The organism is Bremerella volcania, from assembly GCF_007748115.1.
Taxonomy (GTDB): Bacteria; Planctomycetota; Planctomycetia; order Pirellulales; family Pirellulaceae; genus Bremerella; species Bremerella volcania.
The window spans coordinates 6432215-6448782 of the sequence record NZ_CP036289.1; the positions used below are offsets into that span (position 1 = coordinate 6432215).

Below are 16568 nucleotides of genomic sequence, written 5' to 3' on the forward strand. Positions count from 1 at the left end.
ATTAATGGCGGATCCATTGATTGACACTTTGAGAAGTTTCGTCTGCCAGCAATGCACAATCCTCACCCCCGACCACACGACCCGCAAGGCTCTGCCGGAGTCTCGCTGAGCATCTTCGTTGATGGTCAACAGCAACCGATCTTCGACGATCAGTTGGGGAAAGAGGTTCTCGAGTTAAGTCTGAAACAGCGAATCATTCTTGGTCGGCAAGATGTTGCCAAAGGGGATCCAGGTCCGTTCCGAACGATCACGTTCACCGACCATCGAAAGCTGATCATCACCTCGTTTCAGCAACGAGAGGTTTCGCGTCGCTCGCTCGACATTGCTCCCGATGCCGCCGGCAACTATCTCCGCGTGGGGAACATCGGCAATCACGAAGTTCCCATGTCTCCTTCGTCGGAAGGTCGAATCACCCATCAGCAAGTCCGTACCTTCGTGACCAGCGAGCTGGCCCATAGCCCCGTTCGTTTGTTGATCGGGGACAACCTGGCCATTCAATTAAGCGGTTACGGCGCTCCGGTCGATCATCCGTTTCCTGAACCAAGCCCCACGAACATCTCGCAGAGCGTGGCGGATGTGGCCGAAATGATGCGACAAAGTCGTATGGCTGACGGCTACGCCACACCCAGCGGTCCGTCCAGTGCCGATGTCGAACGAATCCTGGGCGCGGTAAGTGACGTTCTCGAGAAAGCAGCCAGCTCGCCTGACTTCTTTTCTTCAGCCGCGGAGAATGTCTGCAAACTCGGCAACTTCGATTCGTGCTCGTACCTGGGACTCGATCAACTTGCCAACCAGTGGCAGTGCGAAGCAACCTGGCCGGCGACCGACTCCGCCTCGTTGGAAGGTCCCGTCTTCGACAGCCAGGCACTAGAGTACATTTGGTCCAATCGCCAAACGTGGTCGACGCCCATCATCGACGGAGAGCAGCAACCTCAAGAGCGCGTCGTCGTAACTCCCGTCGTTTCCCACGAGAGTGTCGTTGGGGCGCTCTACGCATCGAAGCGGCCGCACAAACTCGGCGACGACACGATGGCCGATTGCGAAGTCAAGTTCGTCGAAGTCATTCGCGATTGCCTCACGGTCGGGCTCGAGCGACTCAAGAAGGAGCAAGAGGCCGCCAAGCAACAAGTTTGCCTGGCCCAGTTCTTCCCACCCGGCATCGCCGATCGTATTCTGTACGACGAGACCCTGCTGGAAACTCGCGAAGAGAACATCACGGTGCTCTTCTGCGATATTCGTGGTTTCAGCACCATCAGTTCCGCGCTGGGCTCGGTTCAAACGCTGCAGTGGCTACGGGAAGTGTTGGGGGAACTTTCCGAAAGCGTCATTCGCCACGATGGCGTGCTATTGGAATACGTCGGCGACGAATTGGTCGCGATGTGGGGTGCCCCAGACTATCAACCGGAACACCCCAACCTCGCCTGTCAGGCAGCCATCGACATGATCGGCAAGCTCGACCAGTTGAATCAGCTATGGTCCGATCGTATCCCGGACGATCTGCTTCCCTTCGGATTGACCATCGGGATCAATACCGGCGACTGCGTGGTCGGAAAAAAGGGGACCGATTACAAATACATGTGGGGACCGCTTGGCCCCACCGTTAATATCGCGAGTAGAATTCAAGGTGCCACCAAGCAGTTCTGTCCCAAGCAGGAGCGGGACGAATCGGGAACGCTCTATTATCCGCCGGAGATCTTGATCACCGAATCGACTCGGCTCGGCGTAACGACCAACATGCCGACTCGTTTCCTCGGAACGATCAAAGTCGTCAACATTCCCGAGCCTGTTCGCGTGTATGAACTGTCTGCCAGAGCTTCCGGTAGCTGGAACCAATTGCGGCAGAACTACGAGGCGGCCTATCGCCAGTTTGAAGAACGCAACTTCCTGGAAGCTCTCAATACGCTGGACGGGATTTCCAAAGTCGAAGAATGCCAGTCCGACGGGCCTACCAAGTGCCTTCGCGATCGAGCCCTGATGCTTCTGCAGAATCCCAAGCTGATCGGCAAAGAACATCCTGTCTGGATGCTCGATCAGAAATAAACTCTCTCTTCAGGTCTGCCCCAGTGGCTGATTCCTAAGAAAGCCACTACCTGAAGAGAAAAAGAACGCGTCGATCGGCACCAGGTCACCGTTCCCACACATCGACAGGGCCGACCGACGCGTTCTTGGCATTAGAGCGTTTCCAATTCATCTGTAGCGTCCTTGGCTGGCTGCGGCAGCGCCCATGACGCTACCGCTAACTTCGAAACGCTCTAGCTTCCAGAATAGCGATCATCCAGGTATAACGGAAATTCGTTGTTCCTATCTTGGTGATAAGTGCTACCTATGGAAATTCATCAGCTGCGATACTTCGTCGCGGTCGCGGAACTCGAAAACTTTACGCGTGCCGCCGAGCAATGTCATGTCACCCAACCGTCGCTCAGCCAGCAAATTGCCAAGCTGGAGCGCGAACTGGGGACAAGGCTCCTGGATCGGCTGGGCAGAACGGTCGTACTGACCGACTCAGGCAAAGAGTTGTTGCCGCGCGCCCGGCGAATCCTCAAGGAAGTCGACTCGGCCGAAGGTTGGTTCAAGAAGCCGGAAGGCCCCGAGTCGGTCAGTCTGCGCGTGGGGGCCTTGCCGACGATCGCTCCCTATCAGCTGCCGCAGATCATCCAGCACTTTCGACAGGAGATGCCACAAGTCACGTTGACGCTAGTCGAAGACTATACCGACCACCTTCTCGATCGGCTGCTCAAGGGCACCCTGGATGTCGCCGTTTTGGCCCTGCCTATCGACGACGCGCGCATCCAGGTTGAACCCTTATTTCGCGAGCCGCTGATGGTCGTGCTTCCTCATTCGCACCCACTTGCCGATAAGCCTTCCCTCTCGTTCAACCAGGTCCGCCAGGAACCGTTCGTCCTGCTGCACGAAGTGCATTGCTTGGGGGAACAGATTCTGGGTTTCTGCCGTCAACAAGAGTTCCAGCCACACGTCGTTTGCGAGAGCGCCCAGATCTCGACGATCCAGGAACTGATTCGTCTGGGCGTGGGGATTTCATTGCTTCCCGAAATGGCGATTGACCCAGCGGACGACTCTTGTGTTTATCTGCCGATTCGCAAAATCCAACCCTTCCGGACCATCGCCGCGGCCTGGAATCGGCATCGAACGGTCACGCGTCCTCAGAACCTGTTGCTCGACATTCTCCGTCGTGAAGAACCGGTTGCGACCAAGTAAGCAGCCCAGCGCAAGCGTGCTAGCACAAATTGATCTTGGATGAATTCGGCACGTCGCTATACTCTCGCCCGCCTGGAACTGTCTCTGATGGGTAAGAAAGCATGAGGCAGAGTGGCCTGGCCGAGGAAACCATGCGTATTTTATCGACTCACAAACTGATCTGCTCAGGGGTTTTGGTCCTCGCTGCTTGCGGGTGGGCTGTTGCCGAACCGGTTCGTCTCACGTTGGACGAGACCGACCAGCCAGTCACCGCAGCAACGGTAGCCCCAGTACAACATACCGAGCCGATCCGCCCGACCGCCTCGCGCCCATTCTCCCTTTCGCTGACCGCGGATGGAGATCCGCCCGAATCTTCCGCCGTTCGTCAGGCTTCCGCCCAAGAGCCACCAACACCCAACCAAGACACCAGGGTATCGGTCCGCCCCCCCGATGGCGCTCAGGTTGCACAGCCGATAGCCAACGGCCCGCTGCGGGTCTATGGGATTCACGAAGAGAAAATCGACAATCCTGCGGCCCTCCAAGGGACTTCGAGATTCACCCAGTCGACCACGCCGCTCCAGCCAACCAAAAAAGCCCAGGTCGATGCATCACCGATGGACGAGGCACCACTCTCGCGATTCTCCCAGGCACCGGTTTCGGTAACGCCTAATCCTGAAGCTAAGACAACATCCCCGGCGACTGTCGAGCCTTCGAATGCTACGACCATGGCAGCCGCAACCGAGGCTTTCTCGGTCTGGCAGATCTTCCCTGGTAAAACATCGCTGGCGCAAATCGAAAGTCAATGGGGCAAGCCCGTTCAATCACGACGTATCGATCAAGACAAGCACGTTCGGCTATACCAGCAGCAAGATTTCGCCAAAGTCGAAATCGCGGTCGAAAAGGATCAGATCGTTTCAGTGTTTCTGATCCCTGCCAAACCGATGTCGCTTGACCTGGTAGAGCAGAAGTTTGATCTCACCAACATCGAACCAGCCGCCGTGCGCGACTCGTCGGGACGTCACCTCGGAAAGATTTATCCCGAACGCGGCGTCCTAATTCCCCAGTCCGCGGAAGGAAGTCCTCTGGAGGTCGATCGCATCATCGTTCAAGCTCCATCGGCCGAATCGTTTATGATCCGGGCCAGCAGTCGCTCGCCGCTCGAATTCCGCGACCGATTGAACGACTATCAATTGGCAATCGCCCAGGAGCCGTATTCCGCGGAAGCCTGGTACGAAACCTCGTTGATCCTGCATCGCTTGGGACGGGATACGGAAGCCTTCGAAGCGGCCAGAAAAGCAACCTCCGGCGTCGGCTCTTCCGCCGAACATCGTCTGCATCGCACGCTGCTGACCGTCGTTCAAGGCAACCTGGCCAGCGGCATCCACAACACGCAGCAGATCGCGGAAGACGTGACCGTGCCTGAGCACGTACGGGCTAAAGCGCATTGCCAATGGGGCGATCTCTTGCAGATGGCAGGACCGCAAAAAAACCGCGAAGCAGTGCAGCATCACGTCAAAGCGATCGAGATCGCCTCGCCGCTGGTGAACGATGCCAATCAGCAGGTACGCCGCGCAGCCAAGCAGGTTCTCGTCGATGCTCACATGGCACTGGCGATCGATATCGCCACCGGCGATTGGGAAAAGAAAGAACAGACCGTCAATCAGTGGCTCTTGCGATCGAAGGTCTATATCGATGACATGGTCACCAACGAAGAGGGAACCGGCGAGCTTCGCATGGCATGGCTGACTAAGTCGTTGATGGCGCATAGTTTTTACAATGCTCCGTTCGATCCCGGCGATTCGATCGATCAGATTGTCGGTCAATATCGCGAGTTGCATGGCAAGACGGACGATCCCTTCTTCCACCGTGCTTTGGAATGGGAAACAGGCCAGGCCCTGTCGCAGGCCGTCTTCATCGAACACTCGCGCGGCAAGCACGATTCCGCATTGAAACTGGCTGATCAGACCCGAGCCTTTCTCCGAGGTGGATTGGCCGGCCGAGAAGTCGGCATCGCCGATCACCTGTTGCTCGGGAATCTTTATTTTCGTGCCGGTGCCATTTGTGCCGTCCAGAAGCAGGATCACAACGCAGCTGTCCACTGGTACGAACTGGCCATGCAGCACCTCACCGACCAGTCCCTGCAAAACATCATGCTCGATCGCCGCGGCGAATCGCTGGTGAGCATGGGTGTTTCCTTCTGGGCGACCGGAAACCGCGAGCAAGGCGTTGCGTTGACCGAGCAAGGCAAGTCGCTGATCGAGTCGGCGACCGCTCAAAACGCGGCCTTGCAGAAGAAGCTGATCGTTCCGCTCGACAATCTGGCCGAGATGCATCGCGAACTGGGCAATGCCCAGAAGAGTGCCCAATATACGGCATCGGCCCAGAAAATCCGCCAGGCGCTGGGCGACAATACGATCTCGCGATAACCGCGGTTCACTTTCCGCAGCCATTTGCATTCTCTATGATGGAACTGGTGAACGAGTTCACCGGATTCTTCTATCCAGGCAGCTGCATTCCGAGCCGCGTATGGTCTTTGAACACATCGAGAAGCTCAAACGGGAATATACCGACAAGTACGTTTCCATTGGTCATATGGTCCCCGAACTGAAGCGATTCGAGGGGCGAACCGGTATCGTCCGGACCGTCAACATGAGTGGCCGTGCGCTGGTTGAGTTCCTTGGTACCAACGACATTTCGTGGTACGACATCGACGTCGACTTCCTCAGAATCGTCGATCGACCGCCGGAACCGGGGCTAGAAAAGAAGCCTGAGAAAAAGGTCATCGCCAACGACGCGACGCCGGAAAAGCCCTCGGCCAAGACAGCTGCCAAGTCGGCCTCCGGTGCAAGTACCGCCGACATACTCGCCATGGCCCGCGGGAAGAAGCCAACCGAGACGAAGCCCAACAAGCAGAGCACGGCCGATATTTTGGCGGCGGCTCGAGGTGAGAAGAAGCCCCCGATGGAGAAGCCAGGGGCGAACAAGCCCAGCACGGCGGATATCTTAGCGATGGCTCGAGGCAAAACGGCCGAGCCGAAAGAGAAGCAGGGGGAGCAATCACTCTCCACGGCCGAGAAGTTGGCGATGCTTCGCGGAGAAAAGAAAGACGAATCGGAAAGCGACGCCGCCGCGCAGAAAAAACCGAGCACTGCCGATATTCTGGCCATGGCTCGAGGAAAGAAGCCGGCGGAAGAGAAAAAAGAAGAATCCTCCCCGAAAGAGGAGAAGGAGCTCTCAACCGCCGAGAAACTGGCTCTCTTGCGCGGCGAGAAGCAAACCGAGCCAACTCAATCCGATTCATCCGCCACGGAAGAAACCCCTAAAAAGCCGAGTACGGCGGACATTCTAGCCATGGCACGGGCTCAGAAGAAAACCGATCGCGATGCCTCGGGCGCTTCTGATTCTGATTCGAAGCACGATTCCTCACAGTCGTGATGGAACGAAGCGTTCACGCAGGCGAACTCTTTGGTGTCCGATATTGTCCCTCACGGCGGATTAGGGAAAAATGGCGTTACCCCCTTGTAAGCACGTTAAGCCCCGCTGAAACCACGCATGATTTTGCTGATCGACAACTACGATTCGTTCACCTACAACCTCGTACAGCGGCTGGGGGAGATCGATCCGACCTTGGATCTTCAAGTCTACCGAAACGACCAGATCGACTGCGCGACGATTGAAAAGCTCGCGCCGACGCATCTGATCGTTTCTCCAGGGCCATGCACGCCCAACGAAGCTGGCATTTCGGTCGAAGCAATCAAGCACTTCGCCGACAAGCTGCCGATCCTCGGCGTTTGCCTGGGGCATCAATCGATGGGACAGGCATTTGGTGGAACGATTGTACGTGCCGAACGACTCATGCATGGCAAAACCGACGAGATCCACCACGATGGCAAGGGGCTGTTTGAAGGGATGCCCAATCCTTTCATCGCCACGCGCTACCATAGCCTGGTGATCAAGCCGGATACCCTGCCCGATGGTTTCGAGGTCGCCGCTTGGAGCGTGATGCCCAATGGCGAGAAGGAAATCATGTCGATCCGCCACAAATCGCTTCCCTTGCTGGGTCTGCAATTCCATCCTGAGAGCTTTCTCAGTGAAACGGGTACGGACATGCTAAAGCGTTTTCTGGAGATTCAACCAGCCACGAGTCCCTAAAGGAGTTCACCCATGTTATCGGTCACTGAGGCCCTCGAAGAAGTATCTCGCCACGCGTTTCGTTTACCCACGCAAGAGTGCCTCGCGATCGAAGCCATGGGAATGGCTCTCGCAGAAGACGTGATCAGCCCGGTCGAGTCCCCCGCCTTCGATAAAGCCATGATGGATGGCTTCGCTTTGATTGCCGCCGATACCGACCACGGCAACGTCAATCTGGAAATCGTCGAAGAGATCACCGCCGGAAACACGGCCAGCGAAGCCATCGAGTCGGGGCAAGCGGCACGCATCATGACCGGAGCACCGCTGCCGCCGGGTGCCGATTCGGTCATCATGGTCGAAGATACGCAGATCGACTCCGAGAACGTCGATCGCGTGCAGATTCTCCAACAAGTAAAGCGCGGCAGCCACGTGCTGAAAAAAGGGGAACTGCTTAGCAAAGGGCAGGTCGTGATCCCTGCCGGCTCGATCATTCGCCCAGTCGAGGTGGGCATCCTGTCTGATTTCACCGGAGCCAAAGCGCTCGTCCATCGCCGCCCAACGGTCGCCATCATCTCGACCGGAGATGAGCTGGTGGGTCCCAACATCGAACCGGGCCCCGGACAAATCCGCAACACCAACGGACCCATGCTCGAAGCGATGGCGATCGAGGCGGGTGCGGTCGTCAAACAATTGGGCATCGTTCGCGACAACCGGGATGAACTTTCCGCTGCAATCGCCGAGGGCCTGGAAGCGGACGTCTTGTTGATCTCAGGCGGAATGTCGGTGGGCGTGAAGGACTTGGGGCCTTCGCTTCTGGCAGAGCAGGGGGTTGAAAAGATCTTTCACAAAGTCAAGCTCAAGCCTGGGAAGCCACTCTGGTTTGGCAAACAGGGTGGCACCGACAATCCGACGCTCGTCTTTGGTCTGCCAGGCAACCCGGCCAGTAGCCTGGTTTGCTTCCACTTGTTTGTGCGGACGGCGTTGAATGAACTGGTGGGGCGAAGCAACGTCTCCCCGTTCGTTTCCGGCTTCTTACTGACACGTGACTTCGTCAATCCTGGTAATCGCCCCGTTTTCTTCCCGGCGTTTGCCAGTCGCAAAGAGGGTGGCGGTGCGACGATCGCTCCACTCAACTGGAAGGGCTCAGCCGATCTGGCCACGCTCGCCCAGGCCAACGCACTGGCCTGTTTCGAGGAGAATAGCCAGTACGAAGCTGGACAATTCGTGTCGGCTGTGATGGTCTAGCCCCTGCTTACAGGTCATTGGTCAATAGCCGAATGTGGGTTACACTTCTCCGTGATATACGGAGTACCAGAACTGAGGGTACTCTCGACTTGAAGGGGCACATTGAAGTCGAGGCATCACGTGAGTCAATTGACGAAGCTGGCCAGGGATTGGTTCGAACTGGTATGGAACCAGCGTAGTGACGAAGCCATCTTTGATTTGTCTGCCAAGAACGCTGTCGGATACGCCGAGTCAGACATCCGTTATTTCAGCATGGAGACGTTCAAGGAGTTCCGAGACAACGTTCTGGCCGCCATGCCAGACCTTCACATGAATATCGAAGCGGTAATCGAACAACGACCTCACGTCGTCGTCCGATGGTTTCTGACCGGAACGCATACCGGAGATGGATTTGGATTCACTCCCACCCTTTCGCGTGTCGCGCTCCGCGGCATGACCTGGCTGAAAGCCGACGAAAACGACAAATTCGTCGAAGGATGGGACTGCTGGAACCAGGGGCGCATGCTGCAGATCTTTGTGGGTGCCGCCAAAGGGAATCCTCCGCCTGAAGAAGACGAGCCGTAGTCGCAAGTCGACCTAGGACTGACTCGTGAAACCGCTTAGATTAGAGGCTCTCCATCGCCCGGTTTCCCACGAGTATCGTTGTGCACGTTTCCGAAACTTCATCCACAACCTTCGTCGCTGATAGCCTAGCGACCCCTTCGCTCAGTTGGCGGGGTGTGTTGGCGCTTGCTATCGCCAGCAGTTTGTTGCTGGCCGCCGCGTTTCCCCCGTTGAACTTTTTTCCGCTGGGTTGGATCGCCCCGATGGGCTGGTTGTTGCTGATCCAGACGCCAGTGCTCCCCAAACGATCGTACTGGATCCTGTACCTGTCCGGCCTGCTCTTCTGGTTGACGGTGCTTTACGGCGTCGGCAACGCCCACTGGGCCACCCGGGCGTTCGGCTGGCCGGTGCTTAGCGGGTATTTGGCCTGCTACATCCCGCTATTCGTCGCCCTCAGCCGCCTCATCGTACATCGCACCTACGCGCCGCTGGCGATCGTGGCCCCGATCGTGTGGACCGCCCTGGAATACTTTCGGGCCTACTTTGTCACTGGGTTCTCGCTGGCCATGCTGGGACACACCCAAGTCGATATTTTGCCGCTGGTTCAGATCGCGGAGTTCGTCGGTGCCTATGGCGTGAGCTTCGTGCTGATGACGGTCGCGGCGCTACTCACGATGGCCATTCCAACGGCCAATCGGCGTACGCTATTACCGCACATCCCACAGTGGGTATGCCAAGTCTTTCTCGTTGTTGCCGCCTTGCTAATAGGTGTAAGCTACGTTTGCTTCGGTTACTTCGTCGTCGACATGAACGGAATGGTTGTGTGGGGATACCGAGCAGACCATACCGACGAAAACGCCGAAAGCGTTCGCATCGGCCTGGTTCAAGGATCGATCGACACCGTCTTCGGCGACCCGACGCAGTCGTCCCGCACGTTCGAGCAGTACACGGCGTTGACCGATCACCTGGTGAAGAAGCATCCTGATCTCGACTTGATCGTCTGGCCGGAAACGACGATGGGGGATCACATGGTATTCGAGTTGGGGAAAGACTACGCTCCGCCAGCCGATCTGCCCATTGGCGTCGAAGAGCACAAGAAGCGGATTCTTACTCGGGCCAAAGGGTTCAACAGCTTTTTGAAGGACCTGGCCGTCAATCGCTGGAAGGCCCCCTTACTGCTGGGAACGTCCGTCTTGCGTTATGGCGATCAGCGGCTGGATCAATACAACGCGGCCATTCACGTGGGGCACGAGGGGACGATCGTCAACCGGTACGACAAAGTCCACCCGGTCATGTTTGGCGAGTACGTTCCCTTCGGCGAGTACGTTCCGTTCGTCTACGATTGGCTCCCCATTGGCGGAGGTCTCACGCCGGGGAAGGGGCCGGTGGTGGTCGACGTCGAAGGTGTTTCGCTCGTCCCTTGCATCTGCTTCGAGAACACCGTCCCTCAACTCGTTGCCGGGCAAGTACGCCAACTCCACGACCAAGGGCACAACGTCGATGCACTGATCACCCTCACCAACGACGGTTGGTTCTGGGGTTCGAGCATCCTAGACCTGCATCTCACCTGTGCGCGGTTTCGGGCCATTGAAAACCGTCGCCCGATGCTGGTCGCGGCCAACACCGGTATCTCGGCCGTGATTAGTCCCTCGGGGCACCTGACCCAGTACACGCCGGTGCGAAAGACAACCTACCTGGTCGCCGAGATCTACCCGACCCATCGCCCTCTTACCTCTTACACCCGCTACGGCGACTGGTTTGCGGCCGGCTGTCTGGTTCTGACGATTGTAGGGGCGATCGTGGGATGGCTTGTGAAAGCGAGAACCGCCCCAGCCCCTCTGGCAGGCAACGCAAGCTAGGCGACAGAGGGGTTTCGGTTGCCTATCCCGGTGATCGGTTATCCGCAGAAAGCGAATGATGCTCCCCCATCGGACGTACGGCTTGCAGAAGAGAGGCAAATTTCTCAGTCTGAGTCCGTCGTAAAGCATTATTGTCGTTTATATTAGATCAGGGACTGGGCGCACTGCGAAGCGAGTTCCGGTTATACAGCCACATTTCCCAGAACCCCCAAACTAATTTGTCCGATTTGTTGACACCGTTCAAACCCCAGAATTATACTGGCCGTAAATACTCACACATCTTGTCCCTAACCAAACACCCGGCACTCTTTAAGCGCGGTCTTGAAGAGGCTGCTTTTCGGTTGTTGGATCCGTCAATCTGCATGGACGCGGCTTGCCTGAATCGCGTGAAGTCCTTTCACGCGGCCGCGAGCGACGAGAAACCGACCCAGGCAAGGCCTTGGCGAATGCCATTGAAGGAGTCACATCCATGACATTGATCGGAAAGATCTTTACCGTCCTGATTCTCATCATGAGCTTGGTCTTCATGACCGTGGCCATGATGGTGTACGCCACGCACAAGAACTGGCGCGACGTGGCGAAAGGGGACGGCGCCGGCAGCCAGGGGATGGAAGCAACCATCACCGAACAAAAGGCCGCCGCCGCGGCATTGCAGGACGAGATCGAAACGCTGAAGACGAAGATCGAGCAAGAGCGCGCCGCTCGCGTTTACGCTCTGGCTGCTTTGCAGGCTCGCACCAAGCTGCAAGAAGCTGAACTGCAACGCTTGGATCAAGAGAACGAGCGTCTGGTCAAGTCGGAAGCTGACATGAAGATCCTTCTGGAATTGTCCGAAACCAATTCCAAGAACCTCAAGCAGGAAGTCGCTCAACTGCGTGGCGACATCAAGACGGCTCAGGCCGATCGCGACACCAACTTCCAGGAAGTCGTCCTGCTGACCGACAAGCTTCAACAGTACAAAGTCGAACAAGACCGCCTGAAGGAACGCGAACAGCAATTGGTCAACACGACCGCTCGCATGCAGCGTGTTTTGACGGCACACGGAATGGACCAGTACACTCCAGTCGATGGCATTCCACCACAGCTGGAAGCCGTCGTCACCGCCGTCAACGACAACAACATGGTCGAGATCTCGGTCGGATCTGACGATGGCATTCGCCGAGGCAATACGCTGGACGTGTTCAACGGCGATACCTATCTCGGCCGCATCGTCATTAAGGAAACCGCTCCAGACCGTGCGGTTGGTGAAATTCTTCGAGACTACCGCCGCGGCCTGATTAAGAAGGGTGACTATGTCTCCACAAAGCTCTGATAAGTCGGGACGCAAGTCCAACCTCAACGTCTACACCATGATGCTGATCCTGTCGTTCATCGCATTGACGACCGGAGCCATCCTGCTGTTCATGGAACTCCAGCGCTACGGCACCTGGCCTCAGTGGAACACTTAGTTCACCTGAACAAGTAGAAATCAAAACAACGAAGCGAAGCCATCAGGCTTCGCTTTTTTATTGCTCGCAGCTCGCCATAGAGAAGCTACCTGTCCGCCTGGCGTAGCGTCTCCGGATGGACGGCTCCCAGATCGGTGGCCAGGCGCATCGCTTCTCGCTGGCTGCTGTAATAGACGCGTGTCGGCAGAATCATATTGATGTGATACTCGACGTTGACGCGGTGTTCGCTGGCCGACGTTCGCAGGACAATCCGCTGTCGGGCACGGCGTTCGGGTCCCAACAGCGTCGACCACCAATTGCCGCGCCAGAACGTCAGAGGTTCCTGGGCAACGAGCCGAGCACCCGATCCTTCGTAGAACGCAATTGCTTGCGGCACGACCTCGGCGATCTCCGGCACGAAGAACTCGTACCGATCGACGAACCAAGCCAGCGTCGTTCCATAAAAGATCTCGCTGTTCAGGTAGACCTCGGACGTACTACCGGTTTGAGGTGAGCGGTAAGGGTTTTGCGTATCCACGACAGATCCCTGGCAAAGTAACTTGGCCCTCTCGCATTATAGAAAGAAGGGAAGCTTTCCGCCGGAATTGGGTCTAGCCGTCATGACGACCGGCTTCTTGGATCTGGGGGACCTGCGGCGTCGGGCTCCAGCCGGCATCGAACAGCATGTCGAACAACCGGGCCTTCGAGGTGACGTTCGTCTTGCGGAAGATGCTCGATCGACGGAACTGCACAGTTCGCAGACTAAGCTGCAAACGATCGGCGATCTCCTGGTTGGTCCGTCCCAGGAACATTAGTTCGAGGACCTTGGTTTCCTCGGCCGAGAGATCTTGCAACAGCTGATCCGCTTCTTTGCGTTTGATGTGCTTTTCAAACGTCCGTTGATTCTTATCCAATGCCTGACGAATGGCTTCGATCAATCGCGTGGTATTGCACGGCTTTTGAAATAATTCGAAGGCGCCGAGCTTCATGGCCTGAACGGTCGTTGGAACGTCGGCGTGGGCGGACAAGTAGATCACGATCAGCGGCAAGCTCGCCTGATTGATCCGACGATGCACTTCCAGTCCTGAAATACCGGGCAAGCGAATATCAAGCACGACACAGCCGGGCTGCGTTGGCTGTACTTGGTCGAGAAACTCTTCACCAGAGCCGTAGGTATAGGCAATCAGCCCTACCGATCTTGCAAGCTGCAGGAGGGATTCGCGCGCGGCGGGATCATCATCGACGAAATGAACAATCAATTCTGAAGTCATGGGATGCAAACTGTCTACCCAGGAAAACGGTCATACCGGTTTTACCCCTAGTCATGTTGCTGCCCTTGATTCCGTTCACCGCCAAGAGGTGAAATCTCGCTGCCCCGTGAAGTGCCGCACGTGCGAGTGCGACAATTTCCAGCGAGAATCTTGGTGAGAACGTCTATGGGTCGTTAATAGCTGTGAATCGGAAAGGCCGAAACGGCGATTTTAGAATCGCGCCGGCTGCTTGCCAGTGTCACCAAAACCTTAACGAATGTTGAATCAGATTCTACTTTCAGTACCTTCATCGGATTCCCATCGAGGCACCTCAAATAAAAGCCATCGTATTCCTGTTTTGTCTAGTAAGACTACACAAAACAGGCAATTTCAGGCTTTCGCTGCGCTTCGACCGCAAAAATCCCACGGTCTTGCCACTGAAGGTCTCTGACCCATCGTAAATATAGGTCGCGTTTCTACTTCGTACGGAAGGTTATCCTTTCTGGGTCGTTTTTTTTCGTGAAACGCTTGATGAGTTGCCTTAGTGCGCTTAGCTGCGTCACTAAGGTAGCTGCAAAGACGGGATGAGCAACGGCGGGACGAAGCGCGATTCATCTTAATAATTTTCGCAGAAACTTTCTTACACTCCTAACGAAAAAATGCGGGAGACCGCCCTTTTTTCCCAAACTTTCCCCCCACCAGAAGCTTGTCTGACATTGGTTTTCTGCAGCGAAACGCCTAAAAAAAAGCCCCTGAAACCAAAAGGTAGCAAGGGCTTTGCGTTGATCATGATGTGGTTGCGACTACGCGCCAGGATTGGTGACTTCGTCCTCGGGCAAGCGAACCAACATCCACGTCTCGTCGCGCTGGGTACCATAGTGCACCAGAACCGAGGCGGCCTCCTGGGACAGGTTGTAGATCCCTGTTTCCATGACCGTGCTCGAACTCTCGCCGATCAGCCATGCCGCGCGTTGCGATTGCGGATCGACCTTACCCCAAACGGGAAGCGAGGTCCCGGTCGAAGCATTGTAGTAAGTACCAGCCAAGAGACCTTGCTTATCGACAGCCAACTGCAGATAGATGTCTCCCTGGCCTGACTGGGTATCGGTCAGGACGAAAACCCCCAGCGGCAGCCAGTCATCGGGATTACCATTTCCCTGGGTCGGCGGTCGGCTTTGCAGGATCTTGCGTCCTTCGTTCGCCAGAGCGATCGCTTCCAGAGCGTATTGCTCTCGCGTGGCGATCGGTTCTTCTTCCACGTAGATATACTGCGTGTCGTAGACGATCGTCGAACCATAGTCGTAGTAAACCGGGTACGAAGGGTAGCTACCCCAGAAAGACCAGGTACTCAAACGATACGGCGAACACCACGTCCACCAGTAGCCTGGTCGCGGACGGTAGGTATGAAAGTACCAATTGTTGAGATACCGATTGTTGGGGTACCAGCGGCTGTTCCACCCATAGGCGAACCGGTCGTGGTGGTGATGACCCACATTGCGGGCATGGCGGTACCAGTCGTCCGGCACATGGCGTCGGTGGTTATCATCCCAACGGCCATCCCAGTTGCGGTCGCGGTCCCAATCACCACGGCGGCCATCTCGATTGCCGTCGCGGTCCCCTCGGTTCCCATCGCGGAAACGATTTTCGACATTTGCTAGACGATCGCGAATCGCATCGTCGTCGAGCGTTCCGCGGCGACGAACATCTTCCAACTGGTTGCGGAACTGCGGGTCGCGCGTCGCCCGATCTCGCCAATCGAAATTGGGTCGCGCGTGATTGCGGTCCGCGTCACGTTCCGAAGAACCTCGGTCGGGGCGATTGCGATCGGCTTGATCACGGTCACCGGGACCTGACCCTGGTCGATCGGAGTTTAACCGATCTCCATCGGGGCGGTTGGAGCCGGGACGATTCCACGGCAACGCCTCGCGATCGAAATTGGGTCGACCATCGCGATCCGTCGAATTGGAGCGATCTTGACTGCCGCGATCCGGCAGCGCCGGCCGTGCATTGGCGTCCCCTCGATTCAATTCACGGAGGCGATCACGAATATCGCTGGCATCGCCAGGGCGGAATCGATTGCGGAGATCGGTACTTGGCGTACGACTGGGGCTCGCATCGGATCCACGATTGCCGGACGGCTGACCCGAACCACCGTCTCGATCGAGATTCGGCCGATTGGTACGGTTGAACATTTCGCGAATGTCGCGGCTTGGCTGGGTCGTCGTCGGACGATCTGAGCCTGGTCGCGTGGTACTGGGCGTCGCCGACGATCCACGATCCCGATCAAAATCAGGGCGGTTCGTGCGATTGAACATGTCACGCAGGTCGCGTGTCGGCTGCGACGTTTCAGGACGCGGGCTGAATGTCCGACTTCGATTGGAATCACTCGATGGCGTTTGCGAAGGCGTTCTCGGGGAACGCGATCGGTCCGAAGCGTTGCTCGGTTGCTGCGAAGATCGCAGCCGGTCTCGCAAGGCATCCAGCGATGACGATCCACGATTTCCCATCGAAGAAGGACTCGTTGAGTTGCGGCTTGGCGTGCGGCCAGGGGTCACGCTTGGTTGCGACGATCGATTGAAAATCGAAGGGGTGCTTCGCGAAGACGGTGGTGTGGGTGTTGATCGCGTCGGCTGTTGGATGCTTCGACTGCTCGGAGACGGACCACGACTGCGCGACGAGGACGATGCCGACGGCGCTGCACTACTGCGACTACGGCTGACACTTGGGGTGGGACGCGAACTGTTGCCGCGGGCGCTGCTGCCCTTGTCGGACCCGCGCGAACTGCCTCGCCCCTTGTCTTGGGCCTGACCCAGTTGGGGAAGTCCGATCAGGCAAATCAATAGACCTGCCAGCCAGACGGAGCGCGTGAACATAATGGAACTCCTTTGGTTATTCTCGACCTCAACCGAACGCGCTTG

14 protein-coding genes are annotated in these 16568 nt (G+C 56.9%); 11 read left to right on the forward strand and 3 right to left on the reverse strand.

The genetic code is table 11. The annotated features are described in order from the left end of the window. Positions 1-51: 51 nt before the first annotated feature. The 10 genes from Pan97_RS25835 (at position 52) to Pan97_RS26395 (ending at position 12421) form a co-directional block, all read left to right on the forward strand. Complete coding sequence (locus Pan97_RS25835) at positions 52-2040, forward strand: adenylate/guanylate cyclase domain-containing protein (RefSeq protein WP_144977904.1); 1989 nt, start codon at positions 52-54, stop codon at positions 2038-2040. Between the two features lie 285 nt (positions 2041-2325). Continuing rightward, complete coding sequence (locus Pan97_RS25840) at positions 2326-3216, forward strand: LysR family transcriptional regulator (protein WP_144977906.1); 891 nt, start codon at positions 2326-2328, stop codon at positions 3214-3216. Positions 3217-3347: 131 nt separating this feature from the next. Continuing rightward, a complete protein-coding gene (locus Pan97_RS25845; RefSeq protein ID WP_144977908.1) occupies positions 3348-5621 on the forward strand; it encodes a tetratricopeptide repeat protein in 2274 nt (757 codons plus the stop codon). A 100-nt stretch (positions 5622-5721) separates the two neighbouring features. Then, positions 5722-6630: a hypothetical protein gene (locus Pan97_RS25850; protein ID WP_144977910.1), complete on the forward strand. Its 909-nt coding sequence runs from the start codon at positions 5722-5724 to the stop codon at positions 6628-6630. A 117-nt stretch (positions 6631-6747) separates the two neighbouring features. After that, entirely contained in the window at positions 6748-7347 is a 600-nt protein-coding gene (locus Pan97_RS25855; RefSeq protein ID WP_144977912.1) for an anthranilate synthase component II, read from the forward strand. Between the two features lie 12 nt (positions 7348-7359). Beyond that, positions 7360-8571 carry a molybdopterin molybdotransferase MoeA gene (locus Pan97_RS25860; protein ID WP_144977914.1) on the forward strand — a complete coding sequence of 404 codons (1212 nt, stop codon included), beginning with the start codon at positions 7360-7362 and terminating at the stop codon, positions 8569-8571. A 120-nt stretch (positions 8572-8691) separates the two neighbouring features. Beyond that, a complete protein-coding gene (locus tag Pan97_RS25865) occupies positions 8692-9135 on the forward strand; it encodes an ester cyclase (protein WP_144977916.1) in 444 nt (147 codons plus the stop codon). Positions 9136-9215: 80 nt separating this feature from the next. Beyond that, the gene (lnt, locus tag Pan97_RS25870; RefSeq protein ID WP_144977918.1) at positions 9216-10973 is read left to right on the forward strand and encodes an apolipoprotein N-acyltransferase; all 1758 of its coding nucleotides are present in this window, start codon (positions 9216-9218) and stop codon (positions 10971-10973) included. A gap of 373 nt (positions 10974-11346) precedes the next feature. After that, entirely contained in the window at positions 11347-12285 is a 939-nt protein-coding gene (locus Pan97_RS25875) for a hypothetical protein (RefSeq protein ID WP_144977920.1), read from the forward strand. Continuing rightward, positions 12266-12421: a hypothetical protein gene (locus Pan97_RS26395; RefSeq protein WP_165698976.1), complete on the forward strand. Its 156-nt coding sequence runs from the start codon at positions 12266-12268 to the stop codon at positions 12419-12421. Before Pan97_RS25875 ends, Pan97_RS26395 begins: the two co-directional genes overlap by 20 nt. Before the next feature lie 85 nt (positions 12422-12506). Here Pan97_RS26395 and Pan97_RS25880 read toward each other — a convergent pair whose 3' ends face one another. The 3 genes from Pan97_RS25880 to Pan97_RS25890 form a co-directional block, all read right to left on the reverse strand. Continuing rightward, positions 12507-12938: a hypothetical protein gene (locus Pan97_RS25880; protein ID WP_144977921.1), complete on the reverse strand. Its 432-nt coding sequence runs from the start codon at positions 12936-12938 to the stop codon at positions 12507-12509. 73 nt (positions 12939-13011) lie between these two features. Continuing rightward, positions 13012-13671 (reverse strand): response regulator transcription factor, encoded by a 660-nt coding sequence (locus Pan97_RS25885; protein ID WP_144977923.1) that lies wholly within the window; start codon positions 13669-13671, stop codon positions 13012-13014. Positions 13672-14453: 782 nt separating this feature from the next. Next, positions 14454-15965, reverse strand: a complete 1512-nt coding sequence (locus Pan97_RS25890) for a hypothetical protein (protein ID WP_144977925.1) — start codon at positions 15963-15965, stop codon at positions 14454-14456. On the opposite strand from Pan97_RS25890, the gene Pan97_RS25895 reads away from it, so the two are divergent. Then, on the forward strand, positions 15964-16458 hold the full coding sequence (locus tag Pan97_RS25895) for a hypothetical protein (protein WP_144977926.1): 495 nt from the start codon (positions 15964-15966) through the stop codon (positions 16456-16458). The genes Pan97_RS25890 and Pan97_RS25895 overlap by 2 nt on opposite strands. Positions 16459-16568 lie beyond the last annotated feature (110 nt).